Annotated in this window: 14 protein-coding genes; 7 read left to right on the top strand and 7 right to left on the bottom strand. The window is 69.2% G+C overall.

Features of this window, described 5'->3' with window-relative positions; genetic code table 11:
• Nucleotides 1-24: 24 nt before the first annotated feature.
• The gene (locus ACT3S3_RS04420) at nucleotides 25-993 is read right to left on the bottom strand and encodes a Ppx/GppA phosphatase family protein (protein WP_301442150.1); all 969 of its coding nucleotides are present in this window, start codon (nucleotides 991-993) and stop codon (nucleotides 25-27) included.
• A 33-nt stretch (nucleotides 994-1,026) separates the two neighbouring features.
• On the opposite strand from ACT3S3_RS04420, the gene ACT3S3_RS04415 reads away from it, so the two are divergent.
• Entirely contained in the window at nucleotides 1,027-1,959 is a 933-nt protein-coding gene (locus ACT3S3_RS04415) for a hypothetical protein (protein ID WP_301442149.1), read from the top strand.
• 22 nt (nucleotides 1,960-1,981) lie between these two features.
• Here ACT3S3_RS04415 and ACT3S3_RS04410 read toward each other — a convergent pair whose 3' ends face one another.
• The 6 genes from ACT3S3_RS04410 to ACT3S3_RS04385 all read right to left on the bottom strand — a co-directional run bounded on the left by ACT3S3_RS04410 (nucleotide 1,982) and on the right by ACT3S3_RS04385 (nucleotide 8,002).
• The gene (locus tag ACT3S3_RS04410) at nucleotides 1,982-2,689 is read right to left on the bottom strand and encodes a response regulator transcription factor (protein ID WP_301442148.1); all 708 of its coding nucleotides are present in this window, start codon (nucleotides 2,687-2,689) and stop codon (nucleotides 1,982-1,984) included.
• A 147-nt stretch (nucleotides 2,690-2,836) separates the two neighbouring features.
• A complete protein-coding gene (locus ACT3S3_RS04405) occupies nucleotides 2,837-4,069 on the bottom strand; it encodes a sensor histidine kinase (RefSeq protein WP_441579058.1) in 1,233 nt (410 codons plus the stop codon).
• A 38-nt stretch (nucleotides 4,070-4,107) separates the two neighbouring features.
• Nucleotides 4,108-4,863 carry a phosphoglyceromutase gene (locus tag ACT3S3_RS04400; protein ID WP_301442146.1) on the bottom strand — a complete coding sequence of 252 codons (756 nt, stop codon included), beginning with the start codon at nucleotides 4,861-4,863 and terminating at the stop codon, nucleotides 4,108-4,110.
• A gap of 53 nt (nucleotides 4,864-4,916) precedes the next feature.
• The gene (locus ACT3S3_RS04395) at nucleotides 4,917-5,465 is read right to left on the bottom strand and encodes a YbjN domain-containing protein (RefSeq protein WP_441579059.1); all 549 of its coding nucleotides are present in this window, start codon (nucleotides 5,463-5,465) and stop codon (nucleotides 4,917-4,919) included.
• A gap of 10 nt (nucleotides 5,466-5,475) precedes the next feature.
• Nucleotides 5,476-6,828, bottom strand: coding sequence for a D-inositol-3-phosphate glycosyltransferase (gene mshA, locus ACT3S3_RS04390; RefSeq protein WP_301442144.1), 1,353 nt, complete (start codon nucleotides 6,826-6,828; stop codon nucleotides 5,476-5,478).
• Between the two features lie 34 nt (nucleotides 6,829-6,862).
• The gene (locus tag ACT3S3_RS04385) at nucleotides 6,863-8,002 is read right to left on the bottom strand and encodes a UDP-N-acetylmuramate dehydrogenase (RefSeq protein WP_441579066.1); all 1,140 of its coding nucleotides are present in this window, start codon (nucleotides 8,000-8,002) and stop codon (nucleotides 6,863-6,865) included.
• Between the two features lie 89 nt (nucleotides 8,003-8,091).
• Here ACT3S3_RS04385 and ACT3S3_RS04380 point away from each other — a divergent pair, with 89 nt between their 5' ends.
• From ACT3S3_RS04380 to ACT3S3_RS04355, 6 genes are all read left to right on the top strand, one after another.
• Nucleotides 8,092-8,589 carry a DUF2505 domain-containing protein gene (locus ACT3S3_RS04380; RefSeq protein WP_301442737.1) on the top strand — a complete coding sequence of 166 codons (498 nt, stop codon included), beginning with the start codon at nucleotides 8,092-8,094 and terminating at the stop codon, nucleotides 8,587-8,589.
• A gap of 92 nt (nucleotides 8,590-8,681) precedes the next feature.
• A complete protein-coding gene (locus ACT3S3_RS04375) occupies nucleotides 8,682-9,617 on the top strand; it encodes an LmeA family phospholipid-binding protein (RefSeq protein WP_301442736.1) in 936 nt (311 codons plus the stop codon).
• A 291-nt stretch (nucleotides 9,618-9,908) separates the two neighbouring features.
• Nucleotides 9,909-11,642 carry an acyclic terpene utilization AtuA family protein gene (locus ACT3S3_RS04370; protein WP_441582112.1) on the top strand — a complete coding sequence of 578 codons (1,734 nt, stop codon included), beginning with the start codon at nucleotides 9,909-9,911 and terminating at the stop codon, nucleotides 11,640-11,642.
• Nucleotides 11,636-13,234 (top strand): acyl-CoA carboxylase subunit beta, encoded by a 1,599-nt coding sequence (locus ACT3S3_RS04365; RefSeq protein ID WP_441582140.1) that lies wholly within the window; start codon nucleotides 11,636-11,638, stop codon nucleotides 13,232-13,234. Before ACT3S3_RS04370 ends, ACT3S3_RS04365 begins: the two co-directional genes overlap by 7 nt.
• 26 nt (nucleotides 13,235-13,260) lie before the next feature.
• Entirely contained in the window at nucleotides 13,261-15,339 is a 2,079-nt protein-coding gene (locus ACT3S3_RS04360) for an ATP-binding protein (protein WP_444626344.1), read from the top strand.
• A gap of 46 nt (nucleotides 15,340-15,385) precedes the next feature.
• Complete coding sequence (locus tag ACT3S3_RS04355; protein ID WP_301442738.1) at nucleotides 15,386-16,543, top strand: acyl-CoA dehydrogenase family protein; 1,158 nt, start codon at nucleotides 15,386-15,388, stop codon at nucleotides 16,541-16,543.
• The last annotated feature ends 1 nt before the right edge of the window (nucleotide 16,544 follow it).

Here is a 16,544-nt window from a genome sequence, read left to right as displayed (position 1 = left end):
TGTCCGGGGCGGACGTCCCGCCGGTCAGCTGCTCTTGTCGACCTCGACGTTCGGGTCGAAGTCCGCCGCGTCGGCGGCGTCCGCCCGACGCAGGATCACACCCTCACGCAACGCCCACGGGCACAGCTGCAGCTGCTCGATACCCAGGTGGCGCATCGTGGCCTCAGCCACTAGGGCGCCTGCCACGACCTGCGCCGAGCGGTCCACCGACACACCCTCCAACTCCGCACGGTCCGCCGCGGTCATCCTGGAGATGAACGAGGTCAACTGCCGCACACCGGGGCGGGTCAGCACCCGGCGCACCCGTGGGCCCGCCGAGGACGGTGCCGCACCGGTGAGGCGCGCGAGCATCCGGAACGTCTTCGACGTACCCACCGCCAGGTCGACCGGACCCGCCTCCTTGAGCTGCTTGACCGGTTCCTCGAGCGTTTCGTCGATGTGGGCGGCCAGCGCCTTGATCTCCTTACGGCTGGGCGGATCCGTCCGGAACCAGTCGTGGGTCAGGCGCCCTGCACCCAGGTTCACCGACAGCGCCACGTCCGGCAGCTCGTTGACCCCCACCGACATCTCCAACGACCCACCGCCGATGTCCAGGTCGCAGATACGTCCGGCAGACCAGCCGAACCAGCGGCGCACCGCCAGGAAGGTCAGCTCCGCCTCGGCCGTGCCGGACAGGATGCGCAGCTGCACACCGGTCTGCTCCTCGACCTCGGCCAGCACGGCCTCGGAGTTCGTCGCCGAGCGCAACGCCGAGGTCGCGAACGGCAGCATCTCGTCGCAGTGGAACTGATCCGACATCTCCGCGGCGAGCCCGACCCCCTTGATCAGCTTGCGGACGCCCTTCGCGGTGATGGCGCCGTCCTCGTCGAGGTACTCGACGAGCCGCATCGGCGTCTTCCAGTTGCTCATGGGGGTCGGCGGACCACCCGGGGCCATGTCCACCACCACGAGGTGGACCGTGTTGCTCCCCACATCCAAGACACCTAGTCGCACGGTTTCAACCCTATCCGGTCTACGGTGTTGACCGTGACCCATTCTGTTCTTTCCAACATCACCAGCGGCTACCCGGACGGGACCCCGGCCGACCTCGCGGTGCGTTCAGGACAGGAGACTCCCGCCGACCATCAGCGCGAGTACCTGGAGTTCACCGACCCGGCGGATTCCGAACACATCGTCTCGGTCGATCTTACGTGGCTCCTGTCGACCTACCGGTGCCGCTTCGGCACGGACGCCTGCCACGGAATCGACGCGGAGCACCCTGACGTGGGTTGTTGCGTCCACGGCGCCTTCCTCACCGACGATGACGACCGTGGTGCCCTCGCCGAGATCGTGCCCCACCTGACCGACGAGGACTGGCAGTTCCGGTCGATGGTGATGGACGGTGCCCGGAACACCGACGGTAACGCGGACGGGGACGCCGACGGCATCGAGCCGTGGCTGGTCTGGGACGAGCTCGACGGCGACGACACCGACTCCGGGGAACCGGAGCCAGCCCTCAAGACCCGGGTGCACGAGGGTGCCTGCGTGTTCGCCAACCGTGCCGACCACCCCGCCGGCGCCGGCTGCGCCCTGCACGGGTGGGCGCTGAAGAACGACGTCGCCCTCACCGTGGCCAAGCCGGAGGTCTGCTGGCAGCTGCCGTTGCGCCGCCTGGAGGACTGGGAGACCAGGTCGGACGGCGCGGAGGTGCTGCGCACGACGGTGACCGAGTACACGCGGCGCGGATGGGGCGCCGGCGGGGAGGACTTCGACTGGTACTGCACCTCGGACCCGGGCTGCCACACCGGCGACGACGCCCTGTGGTCCACCCACGCCGATGAACTGTGTGAACTCATCGGCGCCGAGGCCTACGAGGTGGTGGCCGAACACTGCCGGCAGCGCGAGGAGATGGCGCGCCTGGCGCCGTCCGGCTTCCCCCTGCTCTCGATCCACCCGGCGACCGCCGCGGCGCACCGCTGACGGCGCCCGGACACAGCGGCCACTACCCCTCGAACTTGTAGCCCAGCCCCCGCACGGTGACCAGGATCGACGGGGAGGACGGGGTCTCCTCGATCTTGGAACGCAGCCGCTTGACGTGCACGTCGAGGGTCTTGGTGTCACCGACGTAGTCGATGCCCCACACCCGGTCGATCAGCTGGCCGCGGGTGAGCACGCGCCCCTCGTTGCGCATCAGGTACTCGAGCAGGTCGAACTCCTTGAGCGGCAGGGCCACCGGGTCGCCGTCCACCGCGACGGTGTGGCGTTCCACGTCGAGCACCACCCGAGGGCTGCGCAGCACCAGGCTGTCGTCGCCCTCCCCCTCGTCCAGCGCGTTCTCGCCCCCGCGGCGCAGCACCGCGCGGATGCGGGCGATGAGTTCGCGGGCGGAGTAGGGCTTGGTGACGTAGTCGTCGGCCCCGATCTCCAGTCCCACGACCTTGTCGATCTCACTGTCGCGGGCGGTGACCATGATCACCGGCACCGAGGACACCGCGCGCAACTGCGTGCAGACCTCCGTGCCGGACATGCCCGGCAGCATCACGTCCAGCAGGACGAGGTCGATGCCGTGCGCGTCGAAGAGCTTCAGTGCGGTCGGCCCGTCGGCGGCGGTGTAGACCCCGAACCCCTCCTTCTGGAGGAGGAAGGCCAACGGTTCGGCGAGTGATTCCTCGTCCTCGACGAGCAGGACGGTGGGACGGTCACTGGACATAGGGTGAAAAGGTCCTCACACATGTGCGACGGCCGTTGTACGGCCGGATGGGACGGAACTTCGGACGGAACTGACGATTCCCGGCGAGGTTGCTGGGAGACGACGTCATTGTAAACTCCGCACGTCGATCCTGCCGGGTGAACGGCGTCATTCACCACCGGCGAGCAGTTGCTCGGCGGTGAAACGCTCCTGGTCCGGCACGTGCTCCTCGGGGACGGCGGAACGGTCCAGCACCGGGAACTCCAGGGAGAAGGTCGACCCCGTGCCCGGCTGCGACCACAGCGAGACGTTGCCGCCGTGGTTGATCACGGTGTGCTTGACCACCGCGAGTCCCAGACCGGTACCGCCGGTTGCCCGGGACCGGGCCTTGTCCACGCGGAAGAAGCGTTCGAACACCCGCTTCTGCTGGTCCGGGGCGATGCCGATGCCCCGGTCGGTCACCCGGATGACCACCGAGGATCCACGGACCGCACGGCTGATGCTGACCGGGGTGTCGTCCGGCGAGTAGTTGATGGCGTTGGCGATCAGGTTCGTCACGGCGGTGACGAGGAGTTCCTCGTCGCCGGTGAGCCAGGCGTCTCCCGGGGAGTCCGTGATCAGGTCGATGTTCTCCACCTCCGCGGCGACGCGGGAGCGTTCCACGGCCTTGTCGATGACCCGGTCCACGCTCACGGGGCGCACGTCCGGCAGCGACTCGGCCCCCTGCAGCTTCGACAGTCCGATCAACTCGGAGATCATCGTGGAGACCCGTCGGGTCTCCATCTGGAGCTTGTCACCGAAGTACTCGACCATGTCCGGGTCGTCGCTGGCCTCCAGCATGGTCTCCACCAGCAGGGAGATCGCCCCGACCGGGGTCTTCAACTCGTGGGAGACGTTGGCCACGAAGTCGCGGCGCGCGGCCTCCATACGCACGTTCTCGGAGTCGTCGTTGGCGTAGACCACCACGAAACGGCTGTCGACCGAGGTCAGCTGCCGTACGGTCACCGCCACGGAGAACACCGGGCCGACCGCCCCGGTGCCGGGGTGCAGCACGCCGTCGCGCGGCTCCCCGTCGTCGAAGACCCGCTGGGCCAGGCGGTGGACCTCCGGGACGAGATGGCGGCCCTCCACCACCCCGAGGTCCTGCACGCTGCGGTTCGAGAACACGAGGTCCTCGCGCAGGTCGACCACCGCGACCCCCAGCGGGGACGACTCCAGGGCGAAGTGCATCACCTGGGCGATGGTCGACACACGGTTGTGCTGGGTCTCCCGGCGGATCCGTTCCTTCTCACGCCGTTCCGCCCGGCGGCGGAGCACCGTCACCACCAGGGTGACGGCGACCCCCACGACGAGCCCCAGCAGGACTCCCCCGGCCAACGGCAGGACGATCTCTGATTCCACGTCCGTTGCGTCCTACCCGTCCCGTCCTGCTCCGAGGCCTACTTGCCGCCCTGGGCGGCGACCGCGGCGGCCCCCGCCTCGGCGGCCTCCGGGTCGAGGTACTCGCCGCCCGGGTTGAGCACCGAACCCTTCTCGTCGAGGCGGTAGACCAGCGGGATGCCGGTCGGGATGTTCAGCCCGGCGATGTCCTCGTCGGAGATCTTGTCGAGGTGCTTGACCAGCGCACGCAGCGAGTTGCCGTGCGCGGCGACGACCACGGTCTCCCCCGCCTCCAGGCGGGGCAGGATGGAGGTCTCGTAGTAGGGGATGAAGCGCTTGACCACGTCGAGCAGGCACTCGGTCTTCGGGACCTCGGCGAGGTTGGCGTAGCGGGGGTCGTCCGACTGGGAGTACTCGGTGCCGTCCTCCAGCTCCGGCGGCGGGGTGTCGTAGCTGCGACGCCAGGCCATGAACTGGTCCTCGCCGTACTTCTCCTTGGTCTCGGCCTTGTTCAGGCCCTGCAGCGCACCGTAGTGGCGCTCGTTCAGGCGCCAGTCACGCACCACGGGGATCCAGTGGCGGTCGGCGGCGTCCAGCGCCAGGTTGGCGGTGGTGATCGCCCGGCGCAGCAGGGAGGTGTACAGGACGGTGGGCTCCAGGCCGGCCTCGGCGATCATCTTGCCGCCGCGCACGGCCTCCTCCCGTCCCTGGTCGGTGAGGTCGACGTCGACCCAGCCGGTGAACTGGTTGGAAGCGTTCCACTCGCTCTGCCCGTGGCGGAGGAGGATCAGCGTGCCATGGTTGTTTTCACTCATGGTCCTCATTGTGCCACGCATCGGCGCACCGCACAGGGGGACGCGACAGGACGTTACGGCGTCGGCGGCGCCGACGGGGTGCGTCCTGCGCGTTCTGCACGGTCCTTGCGCTCGGCGGCGCGTTCGTCCTCGTAGCCGGGACGCAGCCGCTGGAACGCCTCCAGGTTGTGGGTCGACTCCCCGCGGTCCAGACGCCACTCCCATTCACGCCTGATCGACGTCTCGAAGCCCAGCTCCAGGATGTGGTTGAAGTCCCCGTCGGCGAGCTCCAGGACCTGGCCGAGGATGCGCTGCACGTCCTCGGCGGTGGTGGTGTCGGGGAACTGGCCGGCGAGGTAGATGTCGTTGTTGTTGTCCAGCGTGTAGTGCACGCCGTAGGCCTTGCGGTTGTGCTGCAGCAGCAGGCGGTAGACCTCGGCGTGGGCCTCCTCGACGGCGCGGCACACGAACGCCTCGACGCGCAGCATGCCGTCCTGCGGGATGAACAGGGCGTTGGTCTTCAGCCGGCGCTCACCGGGCAGCACGACCACGGCCACGTCGTTGGAGACCTCGAAGTCGACCTCCGCGGCGTGAAGAAGCTCTTGCAGCTGCTGTAGTTCCATGGGACCGAACCTACCCGCCCGTGGTACCGCTGGGGTCACGGGAGGCCAGGGAACTCAGCGCCACACCGGGTTCCGAGCATCCGTGGGAACGCCAGCGCTCCACGAGCGAGGAGTACTCGGCGACCATCCGGTCCACGGTCACGTCCCAGGAGTACTCGGCGGCGTGGGACGGGGCGAGGTCGGACATGGAGTTACGCAGGTCGTCGTCCATGATCAGGTTCTCCAGCGCACTGGCCCAGTCGGCGGGGTCGTGCCCGTCGACGAGCACGCCGCTCTCCCCCTCCGTCACGGTCAGCGGCAGACCGCCGACGCGGGCGGCGACCACCGGGGTGCCGGATGCCTGCGCCTCCAGCGCCACCAGGCCGAAGGACTCGTTGTAGCTGGGCACGGCGATGATGTCGGCGGCCTGGTACACGCTGACCAGTTCCTCCGGCGGACGCGGCGACAGGAAGCGGACGTAGCCGGACACCCCGAGCTCGGCGGCGAGTTCGTGCAGTTCATCGGGTCGTTCCATACCCGTGCCGGACGGCCCGCCGCAGATCACCACGCGGATGTTCTGCTCCGGGTGCCGCCGGATCAGGTCGGCGGCGGCGCGCAGCAGGATGTGCGGCCCCTTGAGCACCTGCAGGCGTCCGATGAAGGCGATGACCTTGGCGCGCAGCGGGATGCCGAGCTCGCGGCGGGCCCGCTCGGTGGCCCGGTCGGAGCCGGGGGTGAACCGGTCGACGTCCACGCCCGGCGAGACGACCGTGAGGTCGGCGGTGTCGGCGTCGTAGGCGGTCACCAGGGCGTCCGCCTCGTCCTGCGTGTTGACGATGATGCGGTCGGCGTTGTCGATGATCTGCTGCTCGCAGATCCGGCGGGACTCCGGCTCCGGGGTGTCGCCCTCGGCCAGCCCGAGGTTCTTCACCGCAGCCCAGGTGTGCGCGGTGTGCACCAGCGGCACCCCCCACAGGTCGCGCAGCAGCCAGCCGACCTGGCCGGACAGCCAGTAGTGCGAGTGGATCAGGTCGTAACGTCCCGCACCGGTGCGGTCGCCGGCCCCGGAGGTGCCGGCCGCACCCGCCTCGCGACGCACGAAGGACAGCACCGAGCCGGTGAATGCGGCGAGCTGCGTGGGCAGCGACTCCTTGGGCAGCCCCTCGAACGGCCCGGCCACGCAGTTGATCACCCGCAACCCCGGCGCGACCTGAACGACCTCCCCCTGGGAGGCACGCGTGGCGCGGGTGAAGACGTCGACCTCCACGCCGTGGCCGGCGAGATGCTCGGCGACGTTACGGACGTAGACGTTCATCCCGCCGGCGTCCCCGATCCCGGGTTGTTCCAGCGGCGATGTGTGCATGGAGATCATGGCGACGCGCATAACGTCCCAGAATATGCCGGGCTGCGACCGCGTGCTACTCGGGGTCGAGCGTCACGCCGATCCACACCGGCTCGGGCACCAGCGTCACCCCGAAGGTGTCACGCACCCCGTCACGCACCGCACGGGCGAGCTCCACGACGTCCGCCGAGGACGCCTGCCCCCGGTTCGTCAGCGCCAGGGTGTGCTTGCCCGAGAGGCCCGCACGGGCGTGACCGGGGACGTGCCAGCCCCGGTCGAAACCGGCGCGCTCGATCAGCCAGGCCGCCGAGAGCTTCTCCGTGTTCTCACCGGCGGCGTCACCGGCCGGGAACCGCGGCATCGCCGCGGCGTCCTGTTCCCCACGCGACGACGCCACCAGGCGCTGCACCTCGTCGGCCGTCGCCGTGTCGACGACGGGGTTGGTGAAGAACGACCCGGCCGACCACGTGTCGTGGTCGGCGGCGTCGAGCACCATGCCCTTGCCGCGACGCAGCTCGAGCACCATGTCACGGACCTCGGCGGCAGGACGACGCGACGTCCCGTCCTGCGCGGTCACGCCGAGTCGGCGTGCCAGCTCCCCGAAACGCAGCGGGGCGCTGAGCCCGTCGGTGGACAGGGCGAACTCCACGGCGGTGACCACCGCACGCGAGGTGAACTTCAGGTTGGAGTAGCGGTAGCCCAGTTCCAGGGACTCCGGCGACACCCACGAGGTCTCCCCCGTGGAGCGGTCGAACAGCTGCACGCGGTGCAGGGTCTGGGAGACCTCCGCACCGTAGGCGCCGACGTTCTGCACCGGGGTCGCACCGACGGAGCCGGGGATGCCGGACAGGCACTCCAGGCCACCGAGGCCGGCGTCGACCGTGGCGGCGACGAGGTCGTCCCACACCACCCCGGCGAAGGCCCTGACCACGCCGGACGCCGCGTCGATCGCGACGTCCGCCGCGTCCTTGCCGTCCTCGCCCTCACTCTCGAGCACGACGGCGACCAGGCCCGCGACGTCCTCGCCGACGACGAGGTTGGAGCCGCCACCGACGACGAGCAGGGGGACGCCGGCCTCGTCGAGGCTGCGTACGACCTCGGCGACGGCGTCCGCCGAACGACAGCACAGGGTGTGGGCGGGGGCACCGCCGACCCGCAGGGTGGTCAGGTCAGCGAAGCTGCGCGACGACGTTTCGACGTCATTCCTCCTGGTCAGACGCTGTAACGTTGCGGAGGGAACGGAAACTGTTCTCGGCTGGAACGTAAAATCAGGACGTGGCACACTTATGATGTTAGCCTTTCTGCATGACAACACACATCGAGTCCTCCACGACCGTCAACCACCCGCTGGACAAGGTCATCAAGGCCCTGAGCTCCAAGGAGTACTGGGAGTACGAGGCCCAGAACCTCTCCGAGGTCCCCGGCGAAGTCAACTCCTTCACCGCCGAGCCCATCGAGGTCGTCCTCTTCGAGGTCCTGCCCACCGACGCACTGCCCGAGGCCGTGCGCTCCATGGTCTCCCAGAACCTGAAGCTCAAGCGCACCGTCACCTTCGGCGACGAGAAGGACGGCGTCGTCAACGGCGACATGGCCGCCGAGGTCAAGGGCGCCCCGGTGAAGTTCGGCGCCGAGCTCACCCTCACCGGTGAGGGCGACTCCACCACCCTGTCCGCCGAGGCCGACATCGACGTCACCATCCCCATGGTCGGCCCGGTCATCGAGCCCAAGGTCGCCGACGCCGTCCGCGACATCATCAACAACGAGAACACCCTCATCGACACCTGGATCAAGGAGAACCTCTGATCCACCCCGTGAACCTGCGGATCACCGCACAATCCACCGGGTAATCGCCGTATACCTGGCGCCGGTGGGTGGTCATGGTTCACACTGGTCCGGTGAGCACTTCAAACAGCACCGGACCATCCGCCACCGGCCCGCAGGGCTGGGGGGCCCAATCACCGCAGGACGGCGGCAACGCCGGCAAGAAGCGGTCGGGCCGGTGGTGGAAGATTCTCCTCGTCGTCGTCATCGTCCTCGCCGTCCTGGCGGCGGTGGCCGAGTTCGGACTGCGTGCCTACGCGAAGAACACGGTCGTCGACGAGATCCGTTCCTCGGCCGAGGAACGCGGCACCGCGCTCACCGAGGACCCCTCGGTGAGCTTCGGCACGTCTCCCCTCCTGCTCGGGCTGCTGCAGGGCAAGATCCCCTCCTTCGAGGCGGACCTGCCCTCCAGCCTGGACGTGTCCTACGAGGACTCCGACCAGTCGCGCCCGGTCGTCTCCGGCCAGCCGGCGATGACGATCAACGCCAAGGACATGTCCACCGACACCGACAACCCCACCGCCGGTGAGATCACCGTGGACACCACCCTGCCGCCGGACCTGCTTCTCTCGGAGATCCAGAAGTCGCAGGCGGAGGGTTCCGGTGACGACGCCGAGGGCGCCGGCGGCCTGCTCGAGGGCCTCATCGAGGTCACCGGTGTGCAGATGAACACCGCCGACAACACCATGGACCTGGAGATCACCGGCGGCCTGGCGACGCTGAGCATGACCCCGGTCGTCGAGGACGGCGCACTGAACTTCGAGGTGCAGAACCTCCAGATCCTGGGCATGGACCTGCCGGAGTCGATGGTGCAGTCACTGACCGACTCCCTGCAGGAGACCGTCAACGACGTGGAGGGCCTGCAGATCCAGGACGCGACGATCACCGAGGACGGCCTGAAGGTCCAACTGCACGGCACCGACGTGAGCCTCGACGACGTCTCTTCGTCCACCTCCAGCTTCTCGGAGGACTCGGGGCAGGACTCGGGGCAGACCACCCAGGAGGGCTGATCCCCTCCCCGACCTCCCCGCCGCGCGCGGGCATCCCGAAAGAGCAACCCCACAGGTTGGTGCGACCGACCCGTGGGGTTGCTCTCTGCGTCGGGGAGGGTGCGCCGCGGCAGGATCGACATCCCCCTCCCCCACATGGGGGTGTGATGTAGCGCACATGACACGAATGTTCCAATCGGTCACGCGTGATTGTTTCCGGGTGCTACAACTGGCAGCATGATTTCCGTAGGCGAACCACAGTATTAGCCGTCGGAAGCATTCCACTGCACAGACAACACTCGGAGGCTTTCCGTGAGTGACACCCCACCCGTGAGAATCGCCAACTTCTCCGGCTTCTACGGTGACCGCGACAGCGCGATGAAAGAGATGCTCGACGGCGGTGAGATCGACTACCTCACCGGCGACTACCTCGCAGAACTCACCATGCTCATCCTCGCCAAGGGGATGATGAAGGACCCCACCCTCGGCTACGCCAGGCGGTTCATCGACCACCTGGACTCCTGCCTGGACAGCATCGCCGAGCGCGGCGTGAAGGTCGTGACCAACGCCGGCGGACTCAACCCGTCCGGCCTGGCGGACGCACTGCGCAAGAAGGTCGAGGAGCGTGGACTGGACCTCACCGTCGCCTACGTCGACGGCGACGACGTCCGGGAACCATTACGACCGACTGTTCCTGACGCCCTGTGCGCGAACGCCTACCTCGGGGCGTTCGGCATCGTCGAGTGCCTCGCCGCCGGCGCCGACATCGTGGTCACCGGACGCGTCACCGACGCCTCGGTGGTCGTGGGCCCCGCCGCCCACCACTTCGGCTGGGGCCCCGGCGACCACGACCAGATCGCCGGCGCCATGGCCGCCGGGCACGTCATCGAGTGCGGCACCCAGGCCACCGGCGGCAACTACTCCGGCTTCAACCGCGGCGTCCTCGACGGCCGCCCCGTGATGCCCGGCTTCCCCCTCGCCGAGGTCCACGCCGACGGCTCCTCGGTGATCACCAAGCACGAGGGCACCGGTGGTGCGGTCACCGCCGGCACCGTGACCGCCCAGCTGCTCTACGAGGTCACCGGTGCCCGCTACGCCGGGCCGGACGCCGTCCTGCGTCTCGACCACCTCCGTGTGGAGGACCTCGGCGACGACCGGGTGCGCATCAGCGGCGCCACCGGTGAGGCTCCCCCGCCCACCACCAAGGTCAGCGTGAACAAGCTCGGCGGGTTCCGCAACGAGGTCCAGGTCCTGTTCTCCGGGCTCGACGTGGAGGACAAGGCGGACCTGTTCACCCGCCAGCTCGACACCCTCGAGCCGCGCCCGCGCACCGTGGAGTACCGCCTGGAGCGTACCGACCACCCGGACGCGGACACCCAGGCCGCGGCGTCCGCCCGTCTGGTGTGCGTGGTGTGGGACCCCAACCAGGACCTCATCGCCGAGTGGGGCCGCGGCGTGGTCGGCACCGCCCTGGCGTCCCCGCCGGGAACCTTCTTCGACGGGGTTCCGCCGAAGCCCGGCATGTACGGCACCTTCTCGCCCGCCTACGTCGACAACGACGTGCCGGTGCACACCGCCAACCTCGCCGACGGCTCCACCGTGACCGTCGCACCGCCGCAGGTGACCGCCGAGCTCGGGTCGTCCTACACCGACGAGCCCGTCCCGGGCCCGGATGCGTCCGGAGAGACCCGGCGCGCACCGATCGGCCTGCTCGCCGACGCGCGCAGCGGCGACAAGGGCGGCAGCGCCAACATCGGACTGTGGACCCGCGACGACGCCGCCTACCCGTGGCTCGTCGAGACCGTCACCCCCGAGTCGGTCCGGCGGCTGCTGCCGGAGACCGCGGAACTCGACGTGGAGGTCTTCGCCCTGCCGCACCTCAACGCGGTGAACGTGGTGGTCCAGGACATCCTCGGCCAGGGCGTGGCCCACGGTGCCCGCTTCGACCCGCAGGGCAAGGGGCTCGGTGAATGGCTGCGTTCGCGCCACGTCGACGTGCCCGTCTCCCTGCTCAACACCAGCAACGACAGTGAGGACGCATCATGACCGCATCGACAGCGGTGGTCCCGGGCTCCGAGGAGTACCAGGCCAACCGGCAGTCCATGGAGGACAAGCTCGGCGAGATCCGGGAGGCCTACGAGTCCGCCTTCTCTGGCGGCGGCGAGAAGTCCCTGGAGAGGCTCCGTAGCCGAGACAAGATGACCCCGCGCGAGCGCATCGACTCCCTGCTCGACCAGGGGTCGCCCTTCCTCGAGCTGTGCACCATGGCGGGCTTCGGCACCGACTTCGCCGTCGGCGGTTCGGTCGTCGGCGGCATCGGCACCGTCGAGGGCGTGGACTGCCTCATCGTGGCCAACGACCCCACGGTCAAGGGCGGCGCCTCCAACGAGTGGACGCTGCGCAAGTGCAACCGTCTGCAGGAGATCGCCCGCAAGAACCGTCTGCCCGTGCTCACCCTGGTGGAGTCCGGCGGTGCGGACCTGCGCAGCCAGAAGGAGGTGTTCGTCCCCGGCGGCGCCATGTTCCGCGACATCACCCAGCTGTCGAAGGAGGGCATCCCCACCATCGCCATCGTGTACGGCAACTGCACCGCCGGCGGTGCCTACATCCCCGGCATGTCCGACCACGTGGTGATGATCAAGGAGCGTTCCAAGGTCTTCCTCGCCGGCCCGCCGCTGGTGAAGGCGGCCACCGGTGAGGTCACCGACGACGAGAGCCTCGGTGGTGCGCAGATGCACACCGACGTCTCCGGTCTCGGCGACTACCTCGCCGTCGACGAGCTGGACGCCGCACGCATCGGACGCTCCATCGTCCGGCGCCTGAACTGGCGCCGCAAGGGCCAGACCCCGTCGCCGGACGTCGCCGCCCCGGTGCTCGACGAGGAGGACCTGCTCAGCATCGTCCCCGACGGGCTCAAGGTCCCCTACGACCCCTACGAGATCATCGGACGCTTCGTCGACGCCAGCGAGTTCGACGAGTTCAAGCCCCGCTACGGCTCCGGTCTGGTCACCGGCTGGGCGCAGGTCCACGGCTACCCGGTGGGCATCCTCGCCAACTCCCGCGGCGTGCTGTTCAGCGAGGAGGCGCAGAAGGCCACCCAGTTCATCCAGCTGGCGAACCAGACCGACACCCCGCTGATCTTCATGCACAACACCACCGGCTACATGGTCGGCAAGGAGTACGAGCAGCAGGGCATCATCAAGCACGGCGCGATGATGATCAACGCGGTGTCCAACTCCACGGTCCCCCACATCTCCCTGATCACCGCGGCCAGCTACGGCGCCGGCCACTACGGGATGTGCGGACGCGCCTTCGACCCGCGCTTCGTGTTCGCCTGGCCGTCGGCCCGCTCGGCGGTGATGGGTTCCGAGCAGCTCGCCTCCGTGATCAGCAGCATCAGCGCCCAGTCGGCCCGTGGCCGTGGCCTGGACTACTCCGAGGACGCCGAGAAGCAGCTCTACGACATGCTCAAGACCCAGGCCGACGCCGAGTCCGCCCCGCTGAAGATGTCCGGGATGCTCTACGACGACGGTGTCATCGACCCCCGCGACACCCGTGCCGTGGTGGGTACGGCACTGTCCGCCATCCACTCCGGACCGGTGGAGGGCGCCGACGGCTTCGGCGTCTTCCGGATGTGACGGGCGACAACCAGATGAAGGAAGAAATGACACACTCTGCACCGACGACCATCCTCGTCGCCAACCGCGGCGAGATCGCCCGACGCGTGTTCACCACCGCACGCAACCGCGGCCTGTCCACCGTCGCCGTCTACTCCGACGCCGACGCCAACGAACCCTTCGCCCTGGAGGCCGACGCCGCCGTCCGGCTGCCCGGCAACGCTCCGGCGGAGACCTACCTCAACGCCGAGGCCGTGCTGGACGCCGAGAAGCGCACCGGCGCCGACGCCGTCCACCCCGGTTACGGTTTCCTGTCGGAGAACGCCGGCTTCGCCCGCGCCGTCATCGACGCCGGGCTGACCTGGATCGGCCCCTCCCCCGCCGCCATCGACGCGATGGGTTCCAAGACCGAGGCCAAGAAGCTCATGGAGGCCGCCGGCGTGCCGGTGCTCACCAACCTGGAGACCTCCGAGATCACCGAGGACATGCTCCCGGTGCTGGTCAAGGCCTCCGCCGGTGGTGGTGGCCGCGGTATGCGCGTGGTGCGCACCATGGACGAGCTGGAGTCCGAGACCGCCGCCGCCGTCCGCGAGGCCGAGAGCGCCTTCGGCGACGGCACGGTGTTCATCGAGCGCTACATCGAGTCCGGCCGCCACATCGAGGTCCAGCTCATGGCCGACAACCACGGTGGCGTGTGGGCGGTGGGCGAGCGCGAGTGCTCGATCCAGCGCCGTCACCAGAAGGTCATCGAGGAGGCGCCGTCACCGCTGGTCGAGCGGGTCGACGGGATGCGCGAGCGGCTGTTCGAGGCGGCCCGCGCCGCCGCCCACGCCATCGACTACAGCGGTGCGGGCACCGTGGAGTTCCTGGCCAACGACAAGGGCGAGTTCTTCTTCCTGGAGGTCAACACCCGCCTGCAGGTCGAGCACCCCGTCACCGAGGCCACCACCGGGCTGGACCTGGTGGGCCTGCAGTTCGACGTCGCCGCCGGACTGCCCCTGCCGGCGGAGAACCCGCCGGAGCTGAACGGTTGGGCCGTGGAGGCCCGCGTCTACGCCGAGGATCCCCGCCACGACTACCGGCCGATGTCCGGCGAGGTCCTGCGCTTCGACTTCGACGACGTGGTCTCGTCCTTCGCCGGGCCGCACGTGCCCGGCATCCGGCTGGACGCCGGCCCGGAGGCCCGCCCGGGGCGTCCTGCCGTGGTCGGCGTGAACTACGACGCCATGCTCGCCAAGGTCATCTCCTGGGCACCGACGCGTGCCGAGGCGGTGGGACGGCTCAGCGGCACGTTGCGCCGCGCGCGCATCCACGGCCTGGGCACCAACCGTGACCAGCTGGTCTCCATCCTGGACGACGCGGACTTCCGCGCCGGCGACATCAACACCGCCTTCCTGGAGAAGACCCACCCCGAGGTCTCGGCCATCACGCTCGCCGACGGCGCGGCGGTGGCGGTCTCCGCCTTCGCCGCCGCCGCCGTCGTCGAGGCGGCCACCGCCGCCACGCGCCCCACCAGGCACGTGCGCAGTGGTTTCCGCCTCTTCGGCGACGCCCGCACCACCCACCGCTTCCTCAGCGACCAGGCGCAGAACGAGGACGGTGGCCAGGACGACGACGCGGTGCAGGTCGAGATCGTGCGGTCCTCGCGCTCCACCGGCGCAGAGACCGTCACGCTCGGCGGCGAGCCGGACGTCCGGCTGGTGGAGGTCACCCCGGGCGACGGCGTCACCCGCGACACGGGCACCCCGGCGACCGTCGTCGTCGAGGTGGACGGCATCCGCCGCACCCTCACCGTGCACCGCTACCCCGGTGGCGGTGTCGGCGTGGACTCCGCCCTGGGCCCGGTCACCCTCACCGAGCGGCCCCGTTACGACGACCCGGCCGACATCGTCGCCGAGGGCGCGCTGGTCGCCCCCATGCCCGGGACGGTCACCAGCGTGTCCGTCGCCGTGGGCGACACGGTCACCACCGGCCAGAAACTCATGACGATCGAGGCCATGAAGATGGAGCACACCATCTCGGCCACCTCCGACGGCACCGTGGCCGAACTCGCCGCGGCCGCCGGCGACCACATCGAGACCGGCACCCTGCTGGCGGTCATCGACACCCCCGAATCAGACGACTAACCACCACTTTCCAAGGAGAAAACCCATGTCACAGCCCCAGGTCAGCATGCCCCTCAACGACACCCCCGAGCAGGAGGAGCTGCGCAAGACCGTGCGCGCCCTCGCCAAGAAGTACGGCTACGAGTACATGGTCAAGAAGGCCGACGCCGACGAGTACCCCACCGAACTGTGGAAGGAGGCCGGCGAGCTCGGCTTCGTCGGTGTCAGCCTGCCGGAGGAGTTCGGCGGCGGCGGAGCCGGCCTGCTCGAGCTGTCCATCGTCCAGGAGGAGCTCTCCTCCGAGGGCTGCGGACTGCTGATGCTCGTCGTCTCCCCCGCGATCTGCGGGTCGATCATCGCCGCCTTCGGCACCCCCGACCAGAAGCAGCGGTGGCTGCCGGGCATCGCCTCCGGCGAGTTCATCAGCGCCTTCGGCATCACCGAGGCCGACGCCGGCACCAACAGCCACAACATCACCACCACCGCCAAGAAGGACGGTGACGAGTGGGTGCTCAACGGGTCGAAGACCTTCATCTCCGGTGTGGACCAGGCCGACGCCGTGCTCATCGTCGCCCGCGCCCACGACGAGCGCACCGGCAAGCTCAAGCCCGCCCTGTTCATGGTGCCCACCGACGCCGAGGGCTTCTCCAAGTCCCACATCCCCACCGAGGTGATGCTGCCGGAGTCGCAGTACACCCTGTTCATGGACGACGTCCGACTCAAGGACGAGGACCTCGTCGGCGACAGCGACGCCGGCATCTTCCAGCTCTTCGTCGGCCTTAACCCGGAACGCATCATCGCCACCGCGATGGCCACCGGCATGGCCCGCTACGCCCTGGACACCGCCGTGAAGTACGCCAACGAGCGCGTCATCTGGAAGACCCCCATCGGTGCCCACCAGGGTCTGTCCCACCCGCTGGCCCAGTGCCGCATCGAGCTGGAGCAGGCACGCCTGATGTGCCGCAACGCCGCCGCCCGCTTCGACCAGGGCGACCTCGACGGTGCGGCCACCGCGGCGAACATGGCCAAGTACGCCGCCGGCGAGGTCTCCGCGCGCTCCATCGACCAGGCCGTGCAGACCCTCGGCGGCAACGGCCTCACCTCGGAGTACGGCCTGGCCCGCATGTACGCCGCCTCCCGCCTGCCGCGCATCGCACCGGTCAGCCGCGAGATGCTGCTGAACTACGTCGCGCAGACCGTCATGGGCCTGCCGAAGAGCTACTGAC

This window comes from Corynebacterium sp. AOP40-4SA-5, assembly GCF_052377355.1.
GTDB lineage: Bacteria > Actinomycetota > Actinomycetes > Mycobacteriales > Mycobacteriaceae > Corynebacterium.
Note: the sequence above shows the minus strand (reverse complement) of the source record. Positions and strands in the feature narration are given on the sequence as shown.

What these genes read in the sequence shown, in the direction of transcription:
- ACT3S3_RS04410 (WP_301442148.1), bottom strand. Translation starts at nt 2,689, where the DNA reads ATGTCCAGTGACCGTCCCACCGTCCTGCTCGTCGAGGACGAGGAATCA.
- ACT3S3_RS04400 (WP_301442146.1), bottom strand. Translation starts at nt 4,863, where the DNA reads ATGAGTGAAAACAACCATGGCACGCTGATCCTCCTCCGCCACGGGCAG.
- ACT3S3_RS04395 (WP_441579059.1), bottom strand. Translation starts at nt 5,465, where the DNA reads ATGGAACTACAGCAGCTGCAAGAGCTTCTTCACGCCGCGGAGGTCGAC.
- mshA (WP_301442144.1), bottom strand. Translation starts at nt 6,828, where the DNA reads ATGCGCGTCGCCATGATCTCCATGCACACATCGCCGCTGGAACAACCC.
- ACT3S3_RS04380 (WP_301442737.1), top strand. Translation starts at nt 8,092, where the DNA reads ATGACAACACACATCGAGTCCTCCACGACCGTCAACCACCCGCTGGAC.
- ACT3S3_RS04360 (WP_444626344.1), top strand. Translation starts at nt 13,261, where the DNA reads ATGACACACTCTGCACCGACGACCATCCTCGTCGCCAACCGCGGCGAG.
- ACT3S3_RS04355 (WP_301442738.1), top strand. Translation starts at nt 15,386, where the DNA reads ATGCCCCTCAACGACACCCCCGAGCAGGAGGAGCTGCGCAAGACCGTG.